This is a genomic window from Kribbella catacumbae DSM 19601, assembly GCF_000372465.1.
Lineage (GTDB): Bacteria > Actinomycetota > Actinomycetes > Propionibacteriales > Kribbellaceae > Kribbella > Kribbella catacumbae.
On record NZ_AQUZ01000009.1, the window covers coordinates 1 to 22,696 of the forward strand.

The 22,696-nt window shown below is 67.2% G+C and carries 23 protein-coding genes; 11 read left to right on the forward strand and 12 right to left on the reverse strand.

Features of this window, described 5'->3' with window-relative positions; translation table 11 throughout:
* Positions 1–257 precede the first annotated feature (257 nt).
* Positions 258–1,085 carry an SDR family oxidoreductase gene (locus tag A3ES_RS46995; protein ID WP_020387017.1) on the reverse strand — a complete coding sequence of 276 codons (828 nt, stop codon included), beginning with the start codon at positions 1,083–1,085 and terminating at the stop codon, positions 258–260.
* Positions 1,086–1,189: 104 nt separating this feature from the next.
* On the opposite strand from A3ES_RS46995, the gene A3ES_RS47000 reads away from it, so the two are divergent.
* Genes A3ES_RS47000 through A3ES_RS0111810 form a run of 3 tightly spaced genes read left to right on the forward strand, consistent with a single transcriptional unit; the run spans position 1,190 to position 3,825 of the window.
* On the forward strand, positions 1,190–1,849 hold the full coding sequence (locus A3ES_RS47000; RefSeq protein ID WP_020387018.1) for a TetR/AcrR family transcriptional regulator: 660 nt from the start codon (positions 1,190–1,192) through the stop codon (positions 1,847–1,849).
* A 40-nt stretch (positions 1,850–1,889) separates the two neighbouring features.
* Positions 1,890–3,011 (forward strand): peptide chain release factor 2, encoded by a 1,122-nt coding sequence (gene prfB / locus A3ES_RS0111805; protein ID WP_020387019.1) that lies wholly within the window; start codon positions 1,890–1,892, stop codon positions 3,009–3,011.
* Between the two features lie 22 nt (positions 3,012–3,033).
* Positions 3,034–3,825 carry a pentapeptide repeat-containing protein gene (locus A3ES_RS0111810; RefSeq protein ID WP_020387020.1) on the forward strand — a complete coding sequence of 264 codons (792 nt, stop codon included), beginning with the start codon at positions 3,034–3,036 and terminating at the stop codon, positions 3,823–3,825.
* Positions 3,826–3,848: 23 nt separating this feature from the next.
* Here the strand turns inward: A3ES_RS0111810 and A3ES_RS47005 are convergent, their stop codons facing one another.
* Positions 3,849–5,276 carry an MFS transporter gene (locus tag A3ES_RS47005; protein WP_063745947.1) on the reverse strand — a complete coding sequence of 476 codons (1,428 nt, stop codon included), beginning with the start codon at positions 5,274–5,276 and terminating at the stop codon, positions 3,849–3,851.
* Between the two features lie 113 nt (positions 5,277–5,389).
* Here A3ES_RS47005 and A3ES_RS0111820 point away from each other — a divergent pair, with 113 nt between their 5' ends.
* Positions 5,390–6,259: a helix-turn-helix transcriptional regulator gene (locus A3ES_RS0111820; protein ID WP_202806489.1), complete on the forward strand. Its 870-nt coding sequence runs from the start codon at positions 5,390–5,392 to the stop codon at positions 6,257–6,259.
* Between the two features lie 128 nt (positions 6,260–6,387).
* On the opposite strand, the gene A3ES_RS0111825 is transcribed toward A3ES_RS0111820, so the two are convergent.
* Both A3ES_RS0111825 and A3ES_RS0111830 read right to left on the reverse strand, forming a co-directional pair.
* Complete coding sequence (locus A3ES_RS0111825) at positions 6,388–7,827, reverse strand: cellulase family glycosylhydrolase (RefSeq protein WP_020387023.1); 1,440 nt, start codon at positions 7,825–7,827, stop codon at positions 6,388–6,390.
* A gap of 160 nt (positions 7,828–7,987) precedes the next feature.
* On the reverse strand, positions 7,988–8,896 hold the full coding sequence (locus tag A3ES_RS0111830) for a LysR family transcriptional regulator (protein WP_020387024.1): 909 nt from the start codon (positions 8,894–8,896) through the stop codon (positions 7,988–7,990).
* A gap of 73 nt (positions 8,897–8,969) precedes the next feature.
* Here A3ES_RS0111830 and A3ES_RS0111835 point away from each other — a divergent pair, with 73 nt between their 5' ends.
* A complete protein-coding gene (locus A3ES_RS0111835; RefSeq protein WP_020387025.1) occupies positions 8,970–9,872 on the forward strand; it encodes an EamA family transporter in 903 nt (300 codons plus the stop codon).
* A 6-nt stretch (positions 9,873–9,878) separates the two neighbouring features.
* On the opposite strand, the gene A3ES_RS0111840 is transcribed toward A3ES_RS0111835, so the two are convergent.
* The gene (locus A3ES_RS0111840) at positions 9,879–10,595 is read right to left on the reverse strand and encodes a TIGR03943 family putative permease subunit (protein ID WP_020387026.1); all 717 of its coding nucleotides are present in this window, start codon (positions 10,593–10,595) and stop codon (positions 9,879–9,881) included.
* Positions 10,592–11,683, reverse strand: coding sequence for a permease (locus A3ES_RS0111845; protein ID WP_020387027.1), 1,092 nt, complete (start codon positions 11,681–11,683; stop codon positions 10,592–10,594). Before A3ES_RS0111845 ends, A3ES_RS0111840 begins: the two co-directional genes overlap by 4 nt.
* Positions 11,684–11,826: 143 nt before the next feature.
* Between A3ES_RS0111845 and A3ES_RS0111850 the strand changes: the two genes are divergently transcribed.
* A complete protein-coding gene (locus A3ES_RS0111850; RefSeq protein WP_020387028.1) occupies positions 11,827–12,999 on the forward strand; it encodes a serpin family protein in 1,173 nt (390 codons plus the stop codon).
* Here A3ES_RS0111850 and A3ES_RS0111855 read toward each other — a convergent pair.
* Together A3ES_RS0111855 and A3ES_RS0111860 are read right to left on the reverse strand one after the other, a co-directional pair.
* Positions 12,996–13,529 (reverse strand): TetR/AcrR family transcriptional regulator, encoded by a 534-nt coding sequence (locus A3ES_RS0111855; protein WP_020387029.1) that lies wholly within the window; start codon positions 13,527–13,529, stop codon positions 12,996–12,998. The two genes, A3ES_RS0111850 and A3ES_RS0111855, sit on opposite strands and share 4 nt — an antisense overlap.
* A complete protein-coding gene (locus tag A3ES_RS0111860) occupies positions 13,526–13,945 on the reverse strand; it encodes an SRPBCC family protein (protein ID WP_020387030.1) in 420 nt (139 codons plus the stop codon). Before A3ES_RS0111860 ends, A3ES_RS0111855 begins: the two co-directional genes overlap by 4 nt.
* A gap of 128 nt (positions 13,946–14,073) precedes the next feature.
* Here A3ES_RS0111860 and A3ES_RS0111865 point away from each other — a divergent pair, with 128 nt between their 5' ends.
* The 5 genes from A3ES_RS0111865 (at position 14,074) to A3ES_RS0111885 (ending at position 18,196) form a co-directional block, all read left to right on the forward strand.
* Positions 14,074–14,259: a hypothetical protein gene (locus A3ES_RS0111865; protein ID WP_020387031.1), complete on the forward strand. Its 186-nt coding sequence runs from the start codon at positions 14,074–14,076 to the stop codon at positions 14,257–14,259.
* Positions 14,260–14,420: 161 nt separating this feature from the next.
* Entirely contained in the window at positions 14,421–15,263 is an 843-nt protein-coding gene (locus tag A3ES_RS0111870; RefSeq protein ID WP_020387032.1) for a nitrilase-related carbon-nitrogen hydrolase, read from the forward strand.
* A 16-nt stretch (positions 15,264–15,279) separates the two neighbouring features.
* Positions 15,280–16,686, forward strand: a complete 1,407-nt coding sequence (gene hydA, locus A3ES_RS0111875; protein ID WP_020387033.1) for a dihydropyrimidinase — start codon at positions 15,280–15,282, stop codon at positions 16,684–16,686.
* A gap of 12 nt (positions 16,687–16,698) precedes the next feature.
* Positions 16,699–17,697, forward strand: coding sequence for a TIGR03842 family LLM class F420-dependent oxidoreductase (locus tag A3ES_RS0111880; protein ID WP_020387034.1), 999 nt, complete (start codon positions 16,699–16,701; stop codon positions 17,695–17,697).
* 70 nt (positions 17,698–17,767) lie between these two features.
* On the forward strand, positions 17,768–18,196 hold the full coding sequence (locus tag A3ES_RS0111885) for a cytidine deaminase family protein (protein ID WP_020387035.1): 429 nt from the start codon (positions 17,768–17,770) through the stop codon (positions 18,194–18,196).
* 1 nt (position 18,197) lies between these two features.
* On the opposite strand, the gene A3ES_RS0111890 is transcribed toward A3ES_RS0111885, so the two are convergent.
* The 4 genes from A3ES_RS0111890 to A3ES_RS0111905 are packed head-to-tail and all read right to left on the reverse strand — an operon-like array spanning position 18,198 to position 22,630.
* The gene (locus tag A3ES_RS0111890; RefSeq protein WP_020387036.1) at positions 18,198–19,553 is read right to left on the reverse strand and encodes an FAD-binding oxidoreductase; all 1,356 of its coding nucleotides are present in this window, start codon (positions 19,551–19,553) and stop codon (positions 18,198–18,200) included.
* Between the two features lie 20 nt (positions 19,554–19,573).
* The gene (locus A3ES_RS0111895; protein ID WP_020387037.1) at positions 19,574–20,422 is read right to left on the reverse strand and encodes a carbohydrate ABC transporter permease; all 849 of its coding nucleotides are present in this window, start codon (positions 20,420–20,422) and stop codon (positions 19,574–19,576) included.
* A 1-nt stretch (position 20,423) separates the two neighbouring features.
* On the reverse strand, positions 20,424–21,344 hold the full coding sequence (locus tag A3ES_RS0111900) for a carbohydrate ABC transporter permease (RefSeq protein WP_020387038.1): 921 nt from the start codon (positions 21,342–21,344) through the stop codon (positions 20,424–20,426).
* On the reverse strand, positions 21,344–22,630 hold the full coding sequence (locus A3ES_RS0111905; protein ID WP_020387039.1) for an ABC transporter substrate-binding protein: 1,287 nt from the start codon (positions 22,628–22,630) through the stop codon (positions 21,344–21,346). Before A3ES_RS0111905 ends, A3ES_RS0111900 begins: the two co-directional genes overlap by 1 nt.
* Positions 22,631–22,696 lie beyond the last annotated feature (66 nt).

Genomic DNA, 22,696 nt, shown 5'->3' on the forward strand with positions numbered 1-22,696 from the left:
GGGCATCGAGGTACCCGAGGCTGCGCGTGAGATGGGCGTTGCGGGAGTGGCGGTGCGACCTCGCGGTACTGCGGGGTGGTGGTGCGGGTCCGCGGTGCGGCGGGTGGTGTGGGTTCGCGGTGCGGCGGGTGGTGTGGGTTCGCGGTGCGGCGGGTGGTGTGGGTTCGCGGTGCGGCGGGTGGTGTGGGTTCGCGGTGCGGCGCGGCGGCGGGGGTGGTGGGGGACACAGGGCTTCGCCGTGTTGTGTGGTGGTGGGGTTACTGGAAGACGGTTGGGTTGTCTTGGAGCCAGGTGGTGAACGGGCGGGCGGGGTGGGTGGTGAGGAGTTCGACGGTGGGTTCTAGGGGGTGGGGGGTGCCTACTCGGGATGACCAGTAGGACATCAGGGAGGTGAGTTGGGCTGGGTTGCGCATGATGGGTGAGAGTTCTTCGAAGCCTTGTTCGGGGGTTAGGTCGACGGCGTTGATCGGTACGTCGGTGACTTGGGTGATCAGGTCGAGTTGGTGGCGGCGGGTCATCGATTCGGGGCCGGTCATGGGGTAGGCGCGGCCGTCGTGGGCGCTGCCGGGGCCGTCTAGCAGGACCTTGAGGGCTACGTCGGCGATGTCTTGCTCGTGGATCGGTGCCTCTTCGGCGTCCAGGTAGGGCATGCGGATCTGGCCGGTGGCGCGGAGTTGGTACGACCAGTAGATCGCGTTCGACATGAAGGTGCCGGGTTGTAGGCGGGTGGTCGCGTAGGAGCCGCTGGAGATGACTCGCTCGGCTTCGGCGTGTGGGTCGCCGGTGGCGTGGTCGTTGTCGGCTTGGGCGGACATCGATGAGAGCAGGACGACTTGCTTGACGCCTGCCTGTTCGGCGGATTGGGCGAAGAGGGTGGCGGTGGCGGGGTCGGCGTACAGGAAGACCTGGGAGATGCCGTCGAGTGCGTTGGCGAGGGAGGTCGGGTCGGAGGTGTCGAGGGCGACGGCGCCGGGGAGGTCGGCGGGTTCGCGGGAGGCGACGCGGGCGTCGAGGCCGTGGGTGGTGAGGCCGGCGTGAATGGCGCGGGCGATCTTGCCTCGGCCGCCGGTGATGAGGATTGACATGGAGTGGCTCCAAAAATGTAGTGACTACAATAATGGATCAAGTAAAACATGACGGCTAGGCTTTGGCCAAAGGGATTGCTTGGGCGCTGGGGAGTGGAGGAACGGTGGCGAAGGCTGGAGCGGAAGAAGCCGGCACAGGCGGGGAGGAGGTTGGGCGGCGGGAGCGGAAGAAGTTGCGGACTCGGCAGGTGATTTCGGATCTGGCGACCAGGCTGTTTATCGAGCGTGGGTTTGATCACGTGACCGTTGCCGAGGTTGCGCGGGCCGCTGATGTCGCCGTGCAGACCGTGTTCAATCACTTTCCGGCCAAGGAGGATCTGTTCTTCGACGAGCAGGGCTGGTGGGTCGGGCCGGCGCAGGCGATCCGCGAGACGCCACCCGGCGAAGACGTGATCGAGGCGCTCGAGCAGCACTACCTGAGCGGGATTCAGGCCCGCCTGCGATCCGGGCATCTGGCTACCTGGAAGGAGTTCACCCGGACCATCGAGGAGAGCCCGGCGCTGCTCGCCCGGCGGCGGAAGAATGCCGAGGAGATGGAGACGCTGATGGTCGAGGCGCTCCGGGAGCGAGACCCGCGGCTCACCCCGTTGATGGCGCAGCTGATCGCGGCGCAGTACGCGGCGGCTCAGAAGGTGCTGGAGACCGAGCTCGCCCGGCTGGTGCCCGACAAACCCTCCGGAGTCCAGTTGGCCCACGCCGACGGCGCGCTGACCAAGGCTGTGGGGATCGTGTTCGGGGCTCTGAAGCAGGGCCTGAAGGCCTGAATTCCCGGCCTGAGACACGAAGCGGGTACGCTGCTTGGTTGTGGCTGGACCTGATTTCGACGCTGACCTGAAGCAACTCGACGCGACCCTGACCTCGATCGAGAAAGTTCTCGATCTCGAGGGGATGCGCCGCGACATCGCCGACCTCGGCGAGCAGGTCGCCGCGCCCGATCTGTGGAACGACCAGGCCAACGCGCAGAAGGTGACCTCGAAGCTGTCGCGCCTGGAGGCCGACCTCGATCGGGTCACCACGCTGCGCGGGCGGATCGACGACCTCGGCATCATGGTCGAGATGGGCCGCGAGGAGAACGACGCGGACACCCTGGCCGAGGCGGACAAGGAAATGGGCTCGCTGAGCAAGGCGATCCAGTCGCTCGAGGTCCGCACCCTGCTGTCCGGCGAGTACGACGAACGCGAGGCACTCGTCACGATCCGCTCCGGCGCGGGTGGCGTGGATGCCGCCGACTTCGCCGAGATGCTGCAGCGGATGTACCTGCGCTGGGCCGAGCGGCACGGTTACGGCACCGAGGTCTACGACACGTCGTACGCCGAAGAGGCCGGGCTCAAGTCGACCACGTTCGGCATCAAGGCGCCGTACGCGTATGGCACGTTGAGTATCGAGACGGGCACGCACCGGCTGGTCCGGATCTCGCCGTTCGACAACCAGGGCCGCCGGCAGACCTCGTTCGCCGCGGTCGAGGTGGTCCCGGTGCTGGAGCAGACCGACGAGATCGACGTCCCCGACGAAGAGCTGCGGATCGACGTGTACCGGTCGTCCGGTCCGGGTGGACAGAGCGTCAACACGACCGACTCGGCGGTCCGGATCACCCACATCCCGACCGGCACGGTGGTCTCCTGCCAGAACGAGAAGTCGCAGCTGCAGAACAAGGCCAGCGCGATGGTGATCCTGAAGGCCAAGCTGCTCGCGCTGAAGAAGGCCGAGGAGCGGGCCGAGATCGACTCGCTGCGCGGTGACGTGCAGGGCTCGTGGGGCGACCAGATGCGTTCCTACGTGCTGCACCCGTACCAGATGGTCAAGGACCTGCGGACGCTCTACGAGTCGGGAAACACCAGCGGCGTGTTCGACGGTGAGATCGACGAGTTCATCGAGGCCGGCATCCGCTGGCGCCGGACCGGGCAAACCGCGGTCGAGCAGAACTAGTACTGCGCTCGCCCAGGCAGCCGTGACCCGAGCAAAACCAGCGCGAGCAGATCTCCGTGCCGACTGCACCAACTGCTTCGGCCTCTGCTGCGTCGCGCTGACGTTCGCGAAGTCCGCCGACTTCGCGATCGACAAGGATGCCGGCGACCCCTGCCCGAATCTGCACGAAGACTTCCGCTGCGGCATCCATCAGAAGCTAAGGCCACAAGGCTTTCAGGGCTGCACTGTCTACGACTGCTTCGGTGCGGGACAGAAGATCTCGCGACTGGCCGGCAAGAGCTGGCGTGAACAACCCGGTCAGAAGATGTTCGCCGCGCTTCCCGTCATGCGCCAACTGCACGAGCTGCTCTGGTACCTCGCGGAGGCCGTCGAGCTGGACGAGGCACGCTCGCTCCGTCCGGAGATCCACGAGGCGAGCGAGCGGATCGAGAAGCTGACCCTCGAACCCGACGTCACCAGCGTCGATCTGACCAAAGAACGCCAGCAGGTCAACGTGCTCCTGCTCCAGACCAGCGAACTGGTCCGCGGCAAGCAAAAGAAGAAGGACCGCCGCGGCGCCGACCTCATCGGGGCCAAGCTGCGCAAAGCAGACCTGTCGCGAGCCAACCTCCGAGGCGCCTACCTGATCGCCGCCGACCTCCGCGACGCGGACCTGAGACAAGCGGACCTGATCGGTGCCGACCTCCGTGACACCGACCTTCGCGGCGCAGACCTCACCGGCGCCCTCTTCCTGACGCAATCCCAGGTCAACGCCGCCCGCGGCGACGACGCCACCAGACTTCCCGCGGCGATCATCCGCCCGTCCCACTGGTGACCAGCGCGACCTAAGCTGGTGAGTCAGCGCGATCTGAGTTGGTGAGTCAGCGGCGTCATCAGCAGCGAGAGCGCGGTGATCGCGATGGCTACGGCGGCCAGCGCCCCGCCCTGTCCCCAAGAGGTGCCGGCCAGCGCCAGGTACGCCGTACCGACGGTTGCTGCACCAAGTGCGAGGCAGGTCTGCTGACTGGTGAGCAGGATGCCGCTACCTAGTCCAGCTTGCGCCGGCGGGACCTGACCGATGACCACACCCATCAGCGGGACCATCACCAGGCCGCTACCGAAGCCTGCGATCAGCATGGGGACCGCCAGCGTCCACGGGGTCACGTCGGGCCACAGGGCGAGCGCAGCGACCGCCAGTACGGCGTACCCGACTGACTGCACGATCCAGCCGCGCAGGATCAGCCCAGCGCCGTACCGCTGCTGCAGGCGGGGCCCGTAGATCGAGGTGATCAGGAAGCCGACCGCCATCGGCAGCAAGCTCAGACCGCCTTCCAGCGGGGACATCCCGGCTTCGCCCTGAGTGGCGAGCGCGAAGACGAACATGAACCCGCCGAAGCTCGTGAAGAAGGCCACGGCCAGCGACAAGCCGATCAGCATCGGGCGCAGCCGCAGTACCGACGGAGGGATGAGTGGCGCCGACCCGGCCTTCTCCGACCGATGCTGGTGTACGCCGAGCAGCGCGACGGCCGGGATCGTGGCGGCCAGCGACACCCAGGTCCACGTCGGCCAGCCGAGCGGGCGCCCCTCGGTCAGCGGCAGGAGCAGCAGCACCAACGCGAGTGCGAGCAGAGCGGCGCCGACCAGATCGACCCGCTGGGCCTTGTCGGCGCGAGTCTCCGGCAGCAACCTGACCGCCGCAGCGAGCGCGAACAGCCCGACCGGGACGTTGACCAGGAACACCGCACGCCAGCCAAGGCCGAAGACATCAGCCTCGACCAGTACGCCGCCGAGGATCTGGCCGAGCGCTGCGGCAGCTCCGCCCGCGACACCGAACATCGCCATCGCGCGGGCCCGATGCTCGCCGGTGAGCAGGCTGCTGATCGAGGCGAGCACCTGTGGCGTCATCGCCGCGGCAGCCGCGCCCTGGACGACCCGGGCCGCCAGCAGTACGCCGATAGTCGGCGCGATCGCGCAGATCAGCGACATCACCGTGAAGCCGATGAGCCCGGCGAGGAACAGCCGCTTGCGGCCGAAACCGTCGCCGAGCCGGCCGCCGACCACGAGCAGCGTGGCGTTGGCGATGCCGTAGCTGCCGACGACGAGCTGGAGCTCGCCCGCGTTCGCGTGCAGATCGGAGCCGATCGCGGGCAGCGCGACGTTGATGATGAAGAAGGACAGCATCGGCAGGAACGCGCCGAAGAGCAGTGTCGTGAGCGCGACCGGGCCGAGTGGTGACGAGGCCGGCGGCTGAGGCGTCACCTGGGCGGACTGGAGCTGGTCTGTCATGGGATCCAGCATGCGGCTTGTCCAATCCTGGTGGTGAGAGCCTGGTTATCCTGGTATTGGCAGCACCTGGCACCAGCCTTCTCCTGCGCCGATCGAGCCCGCACGATGGAGAGGTGAGTCTCCTGAGCAGTATGCCCGCCCGCACCGACAAGGCCGGCACCGACAAAGATGAGCGGCGCCGGGCGATGTCTGCGTTCCTGCGCAGCCGGCGGGAGCGGATCCGGCCCGAGGAAGTCGGCTTCGCGCCAGGAGCCAGACGCCGTACCCCGGGATTGCGCCGCGAAGAGGTCGCTCAACTGGCCGGCGTCGGCGTGACTTGGTACACCTGGCTCGAGCAGGGCCGCGACATCAACGTGTCGGCCCAGGTGCTCGAGGCGATCTCACGGACGCTGCGGCTGGACAGGCTGGAGCGTAACCACCTATACACGCTGGCGGGGATCGCGCTCGGAGCGGCGAAGAGCGAGTGCTCCTCGCTTCCCGGGTCGATCCAGAAGATGCTCGACCAGCTTTCGCCGTACCCGGCGCAGGTGGTGAACTCCCGGTACGACGTACTGGCGTTCAACGACGCCTATTGCAAGGTGATCCTCGACATCGCATCGGTGCCGATCGAGGAGCGCAATCTGCTCTGGCTGACCTTCGTGTCGGACGAGTGGCGGTGTGGTTTCGCCGATGCCGAGTCGATCAAGCTGCACATGGTCGCCGGCTACCGGGCCGCGTCGGCCGATCATCTGGGCGAGCCGAGCTGGCAGGATCTCACCGAGCGGCTGCTGGCCAGTTCGCCGTTGTTCGCCGAGCTCTGGGAGCGGTACGACGTGGCCGCGCCGAGCGCGAAGATCAAGGTGCTGGACAACCAGCGGGTCGGGTTGCTGCGGGTGGAGTCGGCGAACCTGTGGCTGAGCCAGCTCGGTCAGCACCGGGCGACCGTCTACACGCCGGCAGACGACGAGACCGAGGCCAAGCTGCACGCGCTCGTCAACGGCTGATTGCCGGGGGCAACTGCTGCCCCCGGCAACCAAAAGGCCGGTCGACGGGGCGGAGCGACCGGTCGGCGGAGACCGGCCGGTGAACCCGAGCGGGTCCACCGGCCGGCCCGGTCAGGGGTGGAGCGTCGTCAGGAGGTCGGGAAGTCGTCCGGTGTGCGGATCCGGTCGCGGACCCAGACGCCGGCCGGCTTCAGCATCGAAGTACCGGTGAAGTTGCTGCCGGCGCAGGTGCCCTCCTTGAAGACCGCGCCGGAGCGGAAGTCGTCGGAGAAGTTCCAGTTGGTCCAGCCGATCTTCTTGCTGGCCAGGAAGTCCAGGTATTTCTGCGAGTAGGTGAAGTCGTTGGCGCCTTCACCGGCGTAGTTCTGGGTGCCGAACTCGGTGACGAACAGCGGGATCTTGTCCGCGGCCCGCGACAGCGCGTTGAAGTACTCGTCGTGGTGCGAGGCGGCGTAGAAGTGGAACGTGTACATGAAGTTCGTCGCGTTGATCGGGTTGTTGATCACGTCGGCCTCGGTCCGGCCGTCGGAAACGCCCAGCGAGGCCCAGCCGTGGGTGCCGACGAACACCACGCCGTCGGAGTCCTTGGCCCGGATCACCGGGATCAGCTGCTCGGCGTACGACTTGATGCCAGCCCAGCTGACGCCGTTCGGCTCGTTGGCGATGTCGTAGATGATGTTGGTCTTGTTCTTGTGCCGGTCGGCGATCTCGGCGAAGAACGTCTTGGCCTTGGCCGTGTAGACGTTGGGGTCACCCGGGCTGAGCTGGTGCCAGTCGACCAGCGCGTACATCCCGCGCTTGGTGGCCTCCTCGATGTAGCCGTGCACCATGTCGGTGAACTTACGCGGGTCGGTCTCGTAGCCGCCTTCCTCACGGGCCACGTACATCGAGATCCGCAGGATGTCGGCCTTCCAGTCGGTTGCGAGCGCGTCCAGCGAGGCCGTCTTGACGCAGTTGGCGTACCACTGCAGGCCGTGGGTGCTCATGCCGCGCAGCTGGATCGGCTTGCCGTACTGGTTGCAAAGCTTGGTGCCGCAGACCCGCAGTTGGCCGTTGATCGAGACCGGAGTGCCGCCGGGACCGGGACCCTGCACGGTGTCCACCGACAGCGAGTCGGCGTTCGGGCCGCCGTTCGAGGTGACCGCGGTGGTCTTGATCTTGTTGGCACCGGCGACCAGTGTCGCGTTGGCGGTGACCGTCCGGTACGTCGTCCAGGCGCCGGTCCCCGGGAAGGCCAGGTCATCGACGGCCAGGGAGCCGTTGACGGTGACGTCGAGCGGGCGGTTGGCCGTCGTACCGTTGGCATAGCGGAAGGTCAGGGTGTACGAACCGGCCGTCGGCGCGGTCACGGTGTACTCCACCGAGCTGCCGACGACGTTGTTGAAGTTGACGAACCCGGAGCCGGTGAAGCCGGTGTGATTCGACTCGACGACGCCTTGGGAAATGGTGGCCGCTTCGGATTCGTAGCCGACCGGGGCGGCGGAACTGGTGCCGACGCTCATGGTCACGAGGGCGGTCGCGGCGAGCGCGACACTCGTGAACAGCGCGGACCATCGGGGGCGGATCATGGGAGGCCTCCTACTGCGTCAGGGGCGGGGACGAGAGGATTACTTATTAGGAAACTTTCCTAATAGATTTCCCCGGAATTTAGTCCTGATGCAAGGCGCTGTCAATTGGTCGCGGACGGTGACCGGGTTAATTCCCGCCTGGCGGAACGTGGTGACAGCGCTAGGCCGTGTCGCGGGAGGCCCAGCCGGACTTGAGGGCGGCGAGGGTGACGGCGATGGCCGGGCGGCGGGCGGTGGCGGTGCGCCAGACGGCGTACAGGCGGCGGCTCGGCGCCGGGTGCAGAGGGATCGCGACCACGCCGTCGGGCAGCGGACCGCGGCCGAGTCGGGGGAGCAGGCCGATACCGATGCCTTGGGCAAGCATCGCGAGCTGGGTCTGGTACTCCGCGATCGAGTAGGCGACCTCCGGCTCCACGCCCGCCTTGCGCATCGTGCGGATCAGCCACTCGTAGCAGATCGACCCGGTCGGCTGGCAGATCCAGCGCTCACCGACGAGGTCGTCGGCACGCACGAACTCCTTGCCTGCCAGCCGATGCGAGGCCGGGACGAGGACGTCGGCGGGATCGGAACCGAGCTTCACCCGGGACAGCTCGTCGGGGAACGTGAGCGGTGTGTTGTGCCAGTCGTGCACGATGGCGATCTGGATCTCGCCCCGGGTGACCGCGGCGACGGCCTCGAACGGGTCGCTTTCTGTCATCCGCACGTCGAGGGCAGGGTTCTCGTCGATCAAGCGGGGCAGTACGGCCGGCAGCAGCCCGCGCGCGGCCGTCGGGAACGCGGCGATCGCCAGGATCCCGGTCGCTTGGCCGCGCTGCTCCTCCAGCGTCAGCTCGGCGCTCTCGACCAGCTCCAGCACCTGTGACGCCGTGGCCGCGAGCTGCTGGGCGGCGTCGGTCAGGACGACCCCGCGACCGCGCTTCTCGATCAGGATCGTCCGCGTCTCGCGCTCCAGCTTCGCGAGTTGCTGCGAAACCGCGGACGGGGTGTAGCCAAGCGCCTCCGCTGCGCCGCCGACCGAACCGTACGTCGCGACGGCGTGCAGCGCACGCAACCGGCCCAGGTCGATCATGTAGCACTCCTACAGAGTTTGGCGTAGCAGGATTCGCTGGTGCTTAACTGTAGCGCGCCCAAGACTGGACCGCATGAACCCTCGTCACGTCCTGCTCGCGATCGCCGTCATGGTTGTCTGGGGCATCAACTTCGTCGTCATCGAGGTCGGCCTGCAAGACTTTCCGCCGTTGCTGTTCTCGGCGATGCGCTTCTTCTTCGCCGCCGTGCCAGCCATCTTCATCCTCGGCAAGCCCGCGGTCGCTTGGCGTTACGTGATTGCCGTCGGACTGGCGCTCGGGCTGGCGAAGTTCGGTCTGCTCTTCGTCGCGATGGACCATGGCGTCCCGGCCGGCCTGGCCTCACTCGTGTTGCAGAGCCAGGTGGTCTTCACCCTGCTGTTCGCAGTCGTCGTACTACGGGAGCGCCCGCGGCCGACGCAGTTGCTCGGCATCGCCATCGCCTGCTGCGGACTCGGTCTGATCCTGGTCGATCGTGGACTCGCGGCTCCGGTCGGCGCGCTCGGCCTGGTGATCGCGGCCGGCGCGTCTTGGGGTGTCGCCAACATCGCCACCAGGCGGGCCAAGCCGCAAGACACCCTGCGGTTCATGGTCTGGGTGAGCGCGGTCGCAGTACTGCCATTGCTCGTGCTCTCCCTGCTAACCGAGGGAGTGAGCAACGATCTGGATGCCCTGCGCAACATCGACCTGACCGGAGTAGGTGCCATCGGCTACCTCTCCTTCATGGCGACCCTGTTCGGCTTCGGCGTCTGGGGTTTCCTGCTCCGCCAGTACGACGCCAGCACCGTCGCGCCGTTCTCCCTGTTGGTACCAGTAATCGGGATGGCGGCGGCCTGGTTGCTCCGTGGCGAGCAGGTCGGCCTACAGCAGGCGATCGCAGCCGCACTGATCATCGGCGGCATGGCCTGCACGGTGATCCGCCGGCGCCCCCGGCCTCAGGCAGCCGCCCCCGAATTGGTGCTCAGTAAAGCTGCCTAAGGGCCGTCACTCGTACTGGTTGGCCGGGGGAGTTACGTTCTGTACTCCGGTGACGGTCAGTGCGGCGACGTCACCGTCGGCGCGCTTGGTCGGCTCGGCCCACTCGCCGGTCACGGTGACCCACTGGTTCTTCGGCGGGGCGGTCTGGCCGCGGGCCTCCACCATGAACGCGGTGCCGTCGGCGACGCAGCAGGTCAGGCCGATCCGGGAGACGTACCAGGTGCCGTTCTTGCCGGGCGTCACGAACCCGGTGAGCTGGAAGTTGCGGCCCTTCATACTCTCCTTCTCCCAGACCGCCCAGACGGCGTAGTCCCGGACTGCCAGCGGTACTGGTGCTGCGCCGGCGGTGCTTTCGCCGAGGAAGGAGTTGCCTTTCGGCACGGCAGGTTTGGCCGCGACGGGTGACTGCCGTTGCGCGGCGTCCGCACCGAGCGCCGGTGGGTCAACGACGAGCAGCGCGAAGATCGGGATCACCAGCAGCCAGGCAGCACGCGGCAACAGGTGACCATGGCCGTGGCCGTCGTCTGCTTGGTGCTCGCCGGGCTTCTTGCGAGTGTCGGCCAGTACGTCGGCGACAGCGAGCACGATGAGGATGGCGCCGGCCGCGAGCAGCATCCAGCGCATTCCTGGCTTCACGTAGCGCAGATAGGTGTTGGAGATGGCGAGCTGCATCACCGCCGCTCCGACGAACACGACGACCAGACCCGCGACATTGCGCCTCACAGCAGCCACCACCCGACGAGAAGACTGAACAGGATCGCGACCACGAACGTGGCCGGCGCGAATCTGACGGCGAACTTGGGTCCGAAGGTACCGGTCTGCAGTGCGATCAGCTTCACGTCCACGACCGGCCCGACCACCATGAACGCGAGCCGCGCGGTGAGCGAGAACTGTGTCAGGCTGGCGGCGACGAAAGCGTCGGCCTCGGAGCAGATCGCGAGCAGCACGGCGAGCACGCCGAGGACGAGCACCGAGAGCAGCAGGTTGCTGGCCACGTGGTCGAGCCACGACCGCGGTACGACGACGTTCAGCGTGGCCGCGGCCGCCGCGCCGACGACCAGGAAGCCGCCCGCGTGCAGGAAGTCGTGCAGCATCGACGAGCGGAAGACCTCGAGCTTCGCGGTGCCTTCGGCGTGCCGGTTCTTCGGCATCTTGAGCCACGAACTGCCCTTGCCGGTCAGCAGCCACAGCCAGCCCAGGACCATCGAGACGGCGAGCGAGCAGATCAAGCGGGCGACCACGACCTTCGGCTGCCCGGGGAACGCGACAGCGGTGGAGGCCAGTACGACGGGGTTGATGGCCGGCGCGGACAACAGGAACGCGATCGCCGCGGCCGGGGTGACGCCGCGATTCATCAGCGCGGCGGACACCGGCACGGAGGCGCACTCGCAGCCCGGCAGGATCACGCCGGACGCACTGGCGACCGGTACGGCGAGAGCCGGGTGCTTGGGCAGCGCCTTCGCGAAGAAGGACGGCGGGACGAACGCGGTCAGTGCGGCCGAGAGCAGCACCCCGAGTACCAGGAAGGGCATCGCCTGGACGGTCACGCCGACGAACATGGTCGCCCAGGTGCGGACGCCGTCGTCGGTGAACAGCCCGGAGAAGATCCTCCGCCCGAAGAGCGCGAGCGCGACCAGCAGGACGAGCGTCAGGGTGAACGCGATCGACGATCCGGCCGGTTCCTTCTCCGCTGGCGGCTCCGGTTCGGTGGAGGGCGCCGGCGGTGGGCCGACCGGTGCGTCGGGATCTGCCGTCGCGGCGGCGGAATCCCGCTCGCCCGTGGCCTCTGCGGAGTCGGCTGGCGTGCTCATGGGCGGCATCCTGACACAGCAGAACGCGCCCGGACGAGTACACACCGCACTCCTGAAATGAAAATCAGCGTCATTCCGCCGAATAGTCGCCATGCCCGGTTGCCGGCTCCTTCGATGACCGGGGGCGTGGCAAGGTGGAACGTATGGATGCCGACGTCGTTCAGGCCGTCAACCACCTCACTTCGCGCTGGGCCCGGGAGTTGCCGGCCGGCAATACCGTGGTGTCCGGGCTCGGGCTCTGGCCGTTGCTCGCGATGCTGGCGACCGCCGCTGATGAGCCCGGGCGTACCGAGCTCGCCGAGGCGGCCGGAGTCGACGCCTCGACCGGCGCCGCGAAGGCCGTCGAGTTGATGCAAGCCGTGGACAGCGCGGCTGACCTGCACGCGGCGCTCGGCGTCTGGGTGCACGAGCAGCTGAAGCTGAGCGAGTCGTTCGACTCCGTAGTACCGGCTGCGTTGAGTGGGACGTTGACGGGCGACCTTGCCGGCGACAAAGCGAAGCTCGACGCTTGGGCTGCGCAGCACACCGACAACCTCATCCGCGAGATGCCGCTCGACGTGACGCCGGACCTGGCCGTAGTACTGGCTTCCGCGCTGTCCTTGCGGACGACCTGGACCCGACCCTTCAAGGCACAGCTCGTGAGCCCGTACGCCGGTCCGTGGGCGGGCGGGTCCTGGCATTGGCTGGAGCGGGACGATCGCGACCTCGGCACGGTCCGCCTGTACGACGGGCTGACGGTGGTGACCGTGCAGGGTGATGCCGACGTGGATGTGCTGCTCGGAATCGGGTCGGCGGAGGCGGCGCAATCCGACGTACTGGCTGGGCTGCTTGCTGCGTCGATCGAACCTGCGAGCGGCCGGTCTGGCGCGGAGCTGATCGAGCACGGGGAGCCTGGGCAGGAGTTGGCGCCGGGGGTGAAGATCGGGCTGAACACCTCCTCGGTGCCTGACGTGAGGGTGTCGCTGCCGTCGTTCAGCGTCCAGGCCGAGCACGACCTGCTCGCCGCGCGTGAGCTCTTCGGCCTGTCTGCCGTGTCGTCAGCGCCGCACGGTTCCGGGCACTTCAGTGCGATCAGCCCGGAGCAGTTGGTGGTCGGGCAGGCCAAGCAGACCGTGCTCGCGCGCTTCTTCGCGACCGGCTTCGAGGCGGCCGCGGTGACGGCGATGGGGATGATGCGGACGTCGATGTCGACCTCTCAGTCGCGGCGGCTCGAGGTCCTCTTGGATCGCCCGTTCGCGTTCGTCGCGGTACACCGTGAGTCCCGGCTGCCTGTGGTGGCCGGCTGGATCGCTCAGCCGACCGAGCCCGCTTCCTAGAAGAGTTTGTTCAGGAGAGCGGACGCCTCATCGACGGCGGCTCGATCGCCGGTCAGCAGCAGGTCGAACAGCAGCCCGCGTGAGGCGGCCAGCCCGAGCCGCGCGTACGCCGGTGCCTGGTCGGCCGGGATGCCCGCGCGGAGGCAGAGGTCGGTCAGGGGTGGCAGCCACACGTTGATCAGGTCTGCCTTGAGGGCCTCGGTGTGGGGGAGGTCTTGCATGGCATGCGCGGACAACTCGAAGAAGAGCGGTCCGTAGATCAGAGCGGCCTCGGTGACGCGGCGCCAGAACCGCTCGGACAGCTCTGCGATCGGCAGGTCCTCGTCGCCGAGTGAGGCAAGCAGTTCGCGTTGCTGGTTCTCGACCTTGCGGACCACTTCGGCCAGCAGGCCTTCGCGCGAGCCGAAGTGATAGATCAGCATCCGATGACTGGTGCCGATGCTGGTCGCGATCGAGCGCAGGCTGGCGTCGCCGATGCCGTTCTTGGCGAAGTGCTCGACGGCGTCTTCGAGCAGCGACACGCGGCTCACGCCTGCTCGCTGACCTTCTTCAGGTTCTCGCCCTCGAGCGCGATGTACTCCCTGGTCAGCTTGGCGAGCAGCCGGCCGAACACCCAGCCGAGCGGTCCCTCCTGGACGATCGTCGAGGTCGCGACCGTGCCCTCGGGCGTCTGGGTAACCCGGTGACCGCCGGTGGTCTTGATGCCGGGGCCGCGCGAGACCCATTCGAAGTACTCGCCCTCGACCAGTTCGGTCACCTCCCAGACGGCGACCGGGAGCTTGGGCTGGCGGATTCGGGTCCGGGCCCCGAGGTGGATCTGGCCCTCGTCGAGCCGCTCGACGCTCTCGATGGTCGGAGTCCACTCGGGCCAGTTCGCGACATCGCTGAAGATCGCCCAGACCTGCTCGGCCGGGGCTTGGACGGTGACGGAGTGTTCGAAGCGCATGTACCAAATGGTACACGGACTTGCGGCACTCACAAAGGGCGGTCACAGCCGGTGGCTGAGCGTAAGAAACCGATCAGAACCCTGGTTGGTGAGTGCTGGCGGTCCGGGCTCCGGGTAGGGTCTGCGCCATGGCTGACCACAACACCACGGACAACGAGCAGGACCCGGGAGCGAGCACGCAGATGTTCCGCGCGTTCGTCGACGAGGGCCAGGCCGAGCCGACGGTAGAGCCGAAGGTCAACGGCCGCACGCTGGCAGTCGTCGGCGGCGTCGTCCTCCTGATCGCCATCATCGCCGCCATCCTCGTCCTCTGACCCAAGCTCTCACCGGGTTGACAGCCGCCGACTTCCACCGCCGACGGCCCTTCTAGCGACCCTGTCGGCGACCCCACCGGGCGCGGTTTCCGGAGGTCGTTGACTTAGTGACCCCGGCGGATGGAGCATGAGGGCTCGTCTAGTTGGGGAGGTCCTGAGCGATGGCGGACGTTGTGCGGGCGGCGCTGGTTCAGACGAACTGGACCGGGGACCAGGAGTCGATGACCAAGGCCCATGAGGAGTATGCGCGGCAGGCGGCTGCCGCGGGAGCCAAGGTCATCTGCTTCCAGGAGTTGTTCTACGGGCCGTATTTCTGCCAGCTGCAGGATCCCAAGTTCTACGAGTACGCCGAATCGGTGCCCGGGCCGACGGTTGAGCGGTTTCAGGCGCTTGCCGCGGAGCTGGGCATGGTGATGGTGCTGCCGGTGTATGAGCTGGAGCAGCCGGGGGTGCTGTACAACACGGCGGCGGTGATCGATGCTGATGGCAAGTATTTGGGGAAGTACCGGAAGAACCATATTCCGCAGGTGAACGGGTTCTGGGAGAAGTTCTACTTCCGGCCGGGCAACCTTGGGTACCCGGTGTTCGACACGGCAGTCGGCAGGATCGGCGTGTACATCTGTTACGACCGGCACTTCCCGGAGGGGTGGCGGGCGTTGGGGCTGGCGGGGGCGAAGATCGTGTTCAACCCGTCGGCGACCAGTCGCGGGTTGTCGTCGTACCTGTGGAAGCTGGAGCAGCCTGCGTCGGCGGTGGCCAACGAGTACTTCATCGGGGCGATCAACCGGGTCGGGATCGAGTCCGAGTTCGGGGACAACGACTTCTACGGGACGTCGTACTTCGTCGATCCGGAGGGCAAGTTCGTCGGGGAGGTCGGGCATGACCACGACCCCGAGCTGATTGTCCGGGATCTGGATCTGAGCCTGCTCGACACCGTGCGCGACCGGTGGCAGTTCTACCGGGATCGCCGGCCGGACGCCTATGGGGACCTGACCAAGCCGTAACCGGAGGAGCCCAAGAATGTCGCTGCTGGTCAAGGGTGGAACCGTCATCGGGCCGACCGGTGCGCAACCGGCCGACGTCCTGGTCGAGGGCGAGAAGATCGTCGCGCTGCTCGATCCGGCGTACCGGGAGGCCGTGCAGGCCGATGAGGTGATCGATGCCACCGGCAAGTATGTGATCCCGGGCGGGATCGACGCGCACACGCACATGGAGCTGCCGTTCGGCGGTACTGCGGCCAGCGACACCTTCGACACCGGTACTCGGGCCGCGGCCTGGGGCGGTACGACGACCATCATCGACTTCGCCGTCCAGCGCACCGGTGAGGTGGTGCAGGACGGGCTGGCCGCCTGGCATGCGAAGGCCGAGGGCAACTGTCACATCGACTACGCGTTCCACATGATCCTCGGCGGCGTCGACGCCGAGGCGCTGAAGGCGATGGACCAGCTCGTCACGGACGAGGGCATCACCAGTTTCAAGCTGTTCATGGCCTACCCGGGCGTCTTCTACTCCGACGACGGGCAGATCCTCCGGGCCATGCAGACCGCCCGGGAGAACGGCGCGATGATCATGATGCACGCGGAGAACGGCATCGCGATCGACGTACTCGTGCAGCAGGCGCTGGCTCGCGGTGAGACCGACCCGATCTACCACGGGATCACCAGGCCGGCCGCCTTGGAGACCGAAGCGACGAGCCGGGCCATCACCCTGGCCGAGGTGGCGCAGGACTGCCCGCTCTACATCGTGCACCTGTCGGCGAGCGGAGCCCTCGAGGCCGTTGCAGCGGCGCGCAACGACGGCCGGAACGTGTTCGCGGAGACCTGCCCGCAGTACTTGTATCTGACGCTGGAAGACCAGTTGGGCGCGCCCGGGTTCGAAGGCGCGAAGTACGTCTGTTCGACGCCGCTCAGGAGCAAGCACGAACAGCACGCCAAGGATCTGTGGAAAGGGCTCAGGAGCAACGATCTCGCGGTCGTGTCGACCGACCACTGCCCGTTCTGCTTCAAGGACCAGAAGGAGCTGGGCGTCGGCGACTTCTCCAAGATCCCGAACGGGATCGGCGGCGTCGAGCACCGCGTCGACCTCGTCTACCAGGGCGTCGTGGACGGTCAGCTGTCGCTGGAGCGTTGGGTCGAGACGATCGCCACGACACCGGCCCGGATGTTCGGGCTGTATCCGCAGAAGGGCATCATCGCGCCGGGCTCGGATGCCGACCTGGTCGTCTACGACCCGAACGGGACCACCCGGATCGGGGTCGAGACGCACCACATGAACATGGACTACTCGGCGTACGAAGGGGTAGAGATCGCGGGCCGGGTGGGCACGGTGATCTCGCGGGGCGAGGTGATCGTGGCTGACGGCAACTACCATGGCCGCAAGGGCCGCGGCAGGTACCTCAAGCGCGGCCTCTCGTCTTACCTGGTCTGAGGGGGAGCAACCGTGGACTTCGGAGTGGTGTTCCAGTGTGATCCGCCCGCGTCCGCGGTGGTGGACCTCGCGCGCAAGGCCGAGGAGGCCGGCTTCAGCCACGTGTGGACGTTCGACTCGCATCTGCTCTGGCAGGAGCCGTTCGTCATCTACAGCCAGATCCTGGCCGCGACCGAACGCGTCATCGTCGGGCCGATGGTGACGAACCCGGGCACCCGCGACTGGACCGTGATCGCATCCCAGTTCGCCACCCTGAACGAGATGTTCGGCAATCGCACGATCTGCGGCATCGGCCGCGGCGACTCGGCGTTGCGCACGCTCGGGGCCAAGCCGGGCACGATCGCCGAGCTGAAGCAGTGCGTCGAAGTGGTGCGCGAACTCGCCGCCGGGCGCACGGTCGAGTACCGCGGCCAGCAGCTCAAGTTCAGCTGGGTCGAGGACGGCAAGCTCGAGGTCTGGGTCGCGGCGTACGGCCCCAAAGCCCTGCAGGCGACCGGCGAGGTGGGCGACGGCTACATCCTCCAGCTCGCCGACCCCGACATCGCCGCCTGGATGATCTCCGCCGTACGCCGGTCCGCCGAGCAGGCCGGTCGCGATCCGGAGCAGATCACCTTCTGCGTGGCGGCTCCCGCGTATGTCGGCGACAACCTGGAGCACCAGCGCGACCAGACCCGCTGGTTCGGTGGGATGGTCGGCAACCACGTCGCCGACATCGTCGCCCGGTACGGCGAATCGAGTGCGGTGCCGCAGGCGTTGACCGACTACATCGCGGGCCGCCAAAGCTACGACTACGCCGAGCACGGGCGGGCCGGCAGCACCCACACCGACTTCGTGCCCGACGAGGTGGTCGACCGGTTCTGCATCCTCGGCCCGGTTGAGAACCACCTGGCCAAGCTGGAGGAACTGAAGGCGATCGGCGTCGACCAGTTCGCCCTCTACCTCCAGCACGACGCCAAGGAAGAGACGTTAGCTGCCTACGGCAAGCACATCATTCCCGCTTTCAACGGGTGAAGTGTCGCCGTGGCAGCAAGTTGCGGGCAATCCCGTGGAATCAGTGACGGGATTGTGAAAGCGTGCCCGGATGGGCATTGAACTGCGACCGCTGACGGACGAGGACCACGAGCTGATCGAGCTCGCGCGGCGAACGGTGGACGAGAACACCGACGGTCCCGACGGCGTGTACACGATGGGTGCGGCGGTCCGGGCCGCCGATGGCCGGATGTTCGCCGGGATCAACCTGTACCACTTCACCGGCGGCCCGTGTGCCGAGCTCGTCGCCCTCGGCCGGGCCCGCGCCGAGGGCGCCCGTGAGCTCACCACCATCGTTGCGGTAGGCAACGAAGGCCGCGGCGTCCAGGGGCCGTGCGGCCGCGACCGTCAGATCTTCGTCGACTACCACCCGCAGTTGCGCGTCATCTTGTCCACAGCCCAAGGCCTCGGCAGTGTCGTCGCCACCGACCTCCTCCCAGAAGGCTTCCCCTGGACACCTTCTGGGGCGGACGTCGTCTGAATCAGGCTGGGCCGTACGGGAAGACGGTGTTCGGGTCGTAAGTCGCCCGGATCTCGGCCAGGCGAGTGAAGGTGCCGGCCGGCCAGGACGCTTCGTACGAACCCGGGACCTTCAGGCCGCCTGCGTAGTTGATGGTGGTCTCGGTCGCGATCCAGGGGCGGAGTGGTTCTAGCAGCGCGTCGGCGGCCGGGGGCAGGACCGTCGCGAACAGGCTGGGGTCGGGGACTCCGGCCATGAAGTACGTGTAGGCGCCGCCGCGACCCCCGACCGCACTGCCCTCCGGTACGTCGCGCCGCGTGGCTCCGCCGAGGTGGCGGATCTCGATGGCGACGAACGGCACCTGCTGGTCGGGACCGGCCGCTCCGAGGAAGGCTTCGACGAAGTCGGCGTCGATCTCGTTCAGCAGTCCGCCGCGATCCCAGCCAGGTCCCGGATCGGTGGGGTCGTTGTGGATGGTCGCGATCGCCGCCGCCGGCAGTTCGGCGACCGCGTCGATGATGGTGGGACCGACGTCGCGGATCGGCTGGAAGAGGCGTTCGCCTTCGGCCGGGTCGCCGACGAACGCGAAGCGCGCGCTGAGCACGGTCTTGCCCCGCAGTGGTTCGGGGATGAACTCCAGCGGCGGCAGCCGGAGGATGATGACGGACGTGGTCGCCGTTTCGGGGAGTGTCTTGGTCCACTCGGCCCAGGTGGACAGCGCATCGGCGATCTGGGGAGCGTCGAAGAACACCGAACCGCCGTACAGGGTGGAGAGCTCGACGAGTTCGAAGTCCATCGAGGTGACGATGCCGAAGCCGCCCTTGCCACCGCGCAGTGCCCAGAACAGGTCCGGGTTCTCGGTCGCGCTGGCCGTGATGACCTCGCCGGAGGCGACCGCGACCCGGAAGGCGCGAGCCCAGTCGGAGGAGAAGCCGTAGGTCCGGGCCAGCGGGCCTAGACCGCCACCAAGTGTGTAGCCGATACAGCCAACGTTGGCGGACGCGCCGGCGATCGGCGCGAGACCGTGTTCGGCCGCGGCCTCGATGACGTCGGCCCAGCGGCAGCCCGCGTTGATGTGGGCGATTCGCTGATCGGCGTCGATGGTCACGCCGGCAAGCCTGGACGTGGTGGCGAGGATGCCGCCGGTCACGGGAGTGGCGGAGCCGTGGCCGGTGGCGAGCACGCGCACCGGAGTACCGGCTGATGCTGCCAGCCGGACGAGGGCTGCAGCGTCCTCCTCCGAGGTGAGGCCGACGGCGACGTCAGGGGTGTGCAGGGTGGCCGTGTTCCAGGCCGCGACCTCGGCAGCGAAGTCGTCGTCGCCGGGGCCTAGCACCGGGCCTGCGACAGAACTGCGGAGTTGGTCGATCAGGGTCATGATTGCCTTTCTTTCTGGGGTCATTCGCTGATTCCCGAGCGCTCGACGCCTGCCACGATCCAGCGCTGGAGGAAGACGAACATCACCACCAGCGGCAGGATCGCGATGGTGGCGGCGATGAACAGTTGGGGGAGGTCGATGGTCTGGGCGGTGAGGAAGGTGGACAGGGCGATCTGGACCGTCCAGGCGGACTGGTCCGGTGCGATCACCAGCGGCCAGAGGAACGCGTTCCACGATCCGATGAAGGTGATCGTGGCGATGGCGGCGATGAACCCCTTCGAGTTCGGGACCACGATCCGCCAGAAGGTGCCCCAGTACGCCGTACCGTCCAGCGCCGCGGCTTCTTCCAGCTCCCGGGGGAAGTTGAGGAAGTACTGCCGGAACAGGAAGGTCGCGAAGGCCTGGAACAACCCGGGGATGATCAGTCCGCGCAACGTGCTCACCCAGCCGAGCGACGACACCAGCACGAAGCTCGGGACGAACGTCACGGCCGCCGGGATGAGCAGCGTCGCGACGATGAAGTAGAAGACCGCGTTCGCGTATCTGAACGGGATCCGGGCCAGGCCGTAGCCGGCCAGGCCGGAGATCACCAGGACGCCGACTGTCTGCACCACCGCGATCACCAGTGAATTGATCAACGATCTGAGCATCGGGACGGCCGGATTGTTGAACAGTTCAGCGATGTTGCTCCACTGCAGCGACGACGGGAACAATTTCCACGACGGTGACGTGATGTCCTGTTCGGTCGCCAACCCGTTGCGCACTAGGAGATAGAACGGCAGCAGGAACAGCAGCGCGCCGACCGCCAGGACGACGTACCGGATCACAATGCCGGTCTTGTCGGCGCGGGATCGCTGGATCACCGCCATCTCAGTCCTCCCTCCGGCCGAGGCCGAGAAAACGTCCCTGCCCAAGGGCGACCAAGGCGATCAGCAGCGTGAGGATGACGGCTCCCGCGCTGCCATGGCCGAAGTCCTGCCCTTGACCCAGCGCCGCGTAGTACAGGTAGACCAGGGGCGGTCGCGCGTACGGCGGGTACTGCCCGGAGCTGGACAGCAGGTTGTAGAACTCGTCGAAGGCCTGGAACGCGTTGATCAGAAGCAGCAGCAGTACTGCGGTCGACGTGGCGCGCAACTGCGGCAGGGTGAGGAAGCGCAGCACCTTCCACCCGGTCGCGCCGTCGATCGCGGCGGCCTCGTAGAGCGACGGCGCGATCCGCTGCAGCCCGGCGAGGAACAGGATCATGTAAAAGCCGGCCTGCAACCACATCCGGGCGGTCACGATCACCAGCCAGTACCACGGCGGCTGCGTCACCGAGAGCCAGGCGATCGGCTCGATCCCGAACCAGCCGAGCACCGTGTTCATCAGGCCGAACCGGACGCCGGAGAAGATCGACAACTTCCAGATCAGCGACGCCACGACGTACGAGCAGGCGGTCGGCAGGAAGAAGACCGAGCGGAAGAAGGTCTTGGCGAACCGGGCCCGGTTCACCAGCAGCGCCAGGCCGAGCGACGCGACGAACGTGGTCGGCACGATGAACAGCGCGAACACCACGAAGGTGATCAGGCTGGACCGGAACGCCGAGTCCGCCAGCATGTCCACATAGTTGCCCAGGCCAACGAAATTGGCCGGCGTGACCGTGTTGTGCGCGTCGAAGAAGCTCAGCCAGATCGACCACAGGATGGGGATGTAGACGAACACCACCAGGCCGAGCACGAACGGGCCGACGAAGATCAGGAACCAGAGATTGCGGTCGTGCCTTCCGCGCAGTCTGGTGGTGACGGTTGACATCAGCCGGCGACGCGCTGCAGTTCCGCTTCCACGATCGCCTTGACCGCCTTGATCTCTCCTGCCGGATCGGTGCCGTTCTTGATGATCCGGTTGAGCGCGTCGGAGTACGCAGTACCGGATTTCGGTGTCCAGAGCAACGGCGTCTGGGCGTGCCCGTTCTCGTTGACGAACTTGACCGCGTCGGCGGCCGGACCGGACTTCAGCTTCTCCGCCTTCTCGGCCAGGCTCTTGCGGGCCGGGATGTGGAAGCCGAACGACTGGGCCCAGTCGAGCTGCTTGTCGGCCTGGTCCACCCACAGCCACTTGATGAACTTCTTGGCGGCATCGACATTCTTCGACTTGGCGTTGACCGCGGAGCCGTAGGCGCCGACCGGCACGCTCGGCGCGCCCGTCGAGCTGTTCAGCTTCGGCCAGGGCAGTACGCCGAAGTCGTCCGGGAACGCCTTCTGGATCTGCGGGAGAGTCCACAGCCCGGTGAACTGCATCGCCGTCAGCCCCTGAGTGAAGGCCGACGGGTCAGACCAGTCGGTCGGTGCCCCGAGCAACAAGGCCTTCGAGGTGAACAGCTCCCGCAGCTTGCGCAGCGATTCGACCGCGGCCGGGTCGTCGAAGCCGAAGGTGTTGTCTTCCTTGAGGTAGTCGAGCCCGGCCGACCAGAGCGCAGGACCACCGAGGATGCCGACGCCGCCGTCGTTGCCGACGAACAGGCCCTTGACCTTGTCGGTGGTCAGCTTCTTGGCCGCGGCGAGCAACTCGTCGACCGTCGTCGGCGGCTGGATGCCCGCGGCCGAGAGCAGGCTCTTGCGGTAGACGAGCAGCTGCATGTCCGTCACCTGCGGAATCGCGTACAGCTTGCCCTGGTACGTCATCCGCGCGATCAGCGACGGCGTGAAGTCGGACTTGGCGTCGCCGAGCAGGTCGGTCAGGTCGACCACCTGACCGCCTTTGACCATGTCGATGCTGGGGCCGTTGCCGTACTCGAAGACGTCCGGCCCACCATCGGTCAGCAGCGCCGAAGCGGCCTTCTTGTCATAGTCGCCCGGCGACCACTGCACGGTCACGGTGGCGTCGGCGTACTCCTTGGCGTACCGCTCGACGGCCTGCTGGGTGCCGGCTTCGCCGTACTGGTGGTACCACTGCGACAACGCCGGCTTGCTGCCCGAGGAGCCGCTGTCCGGCGACCGGCCTGTGTTGGATCCACAGCCCGCCACTGCCATCGCGGCCATCCCGCCGGCTCCGATCAGGAACTGTCGCCGGTTGAATCCGTTGCCACGAGCACCCGACATCTCGACGTACCTCCGCAGGTTTTCGGCGCGGTCCCACAGCCGCGCACCGATCCTCCGACCCTACGA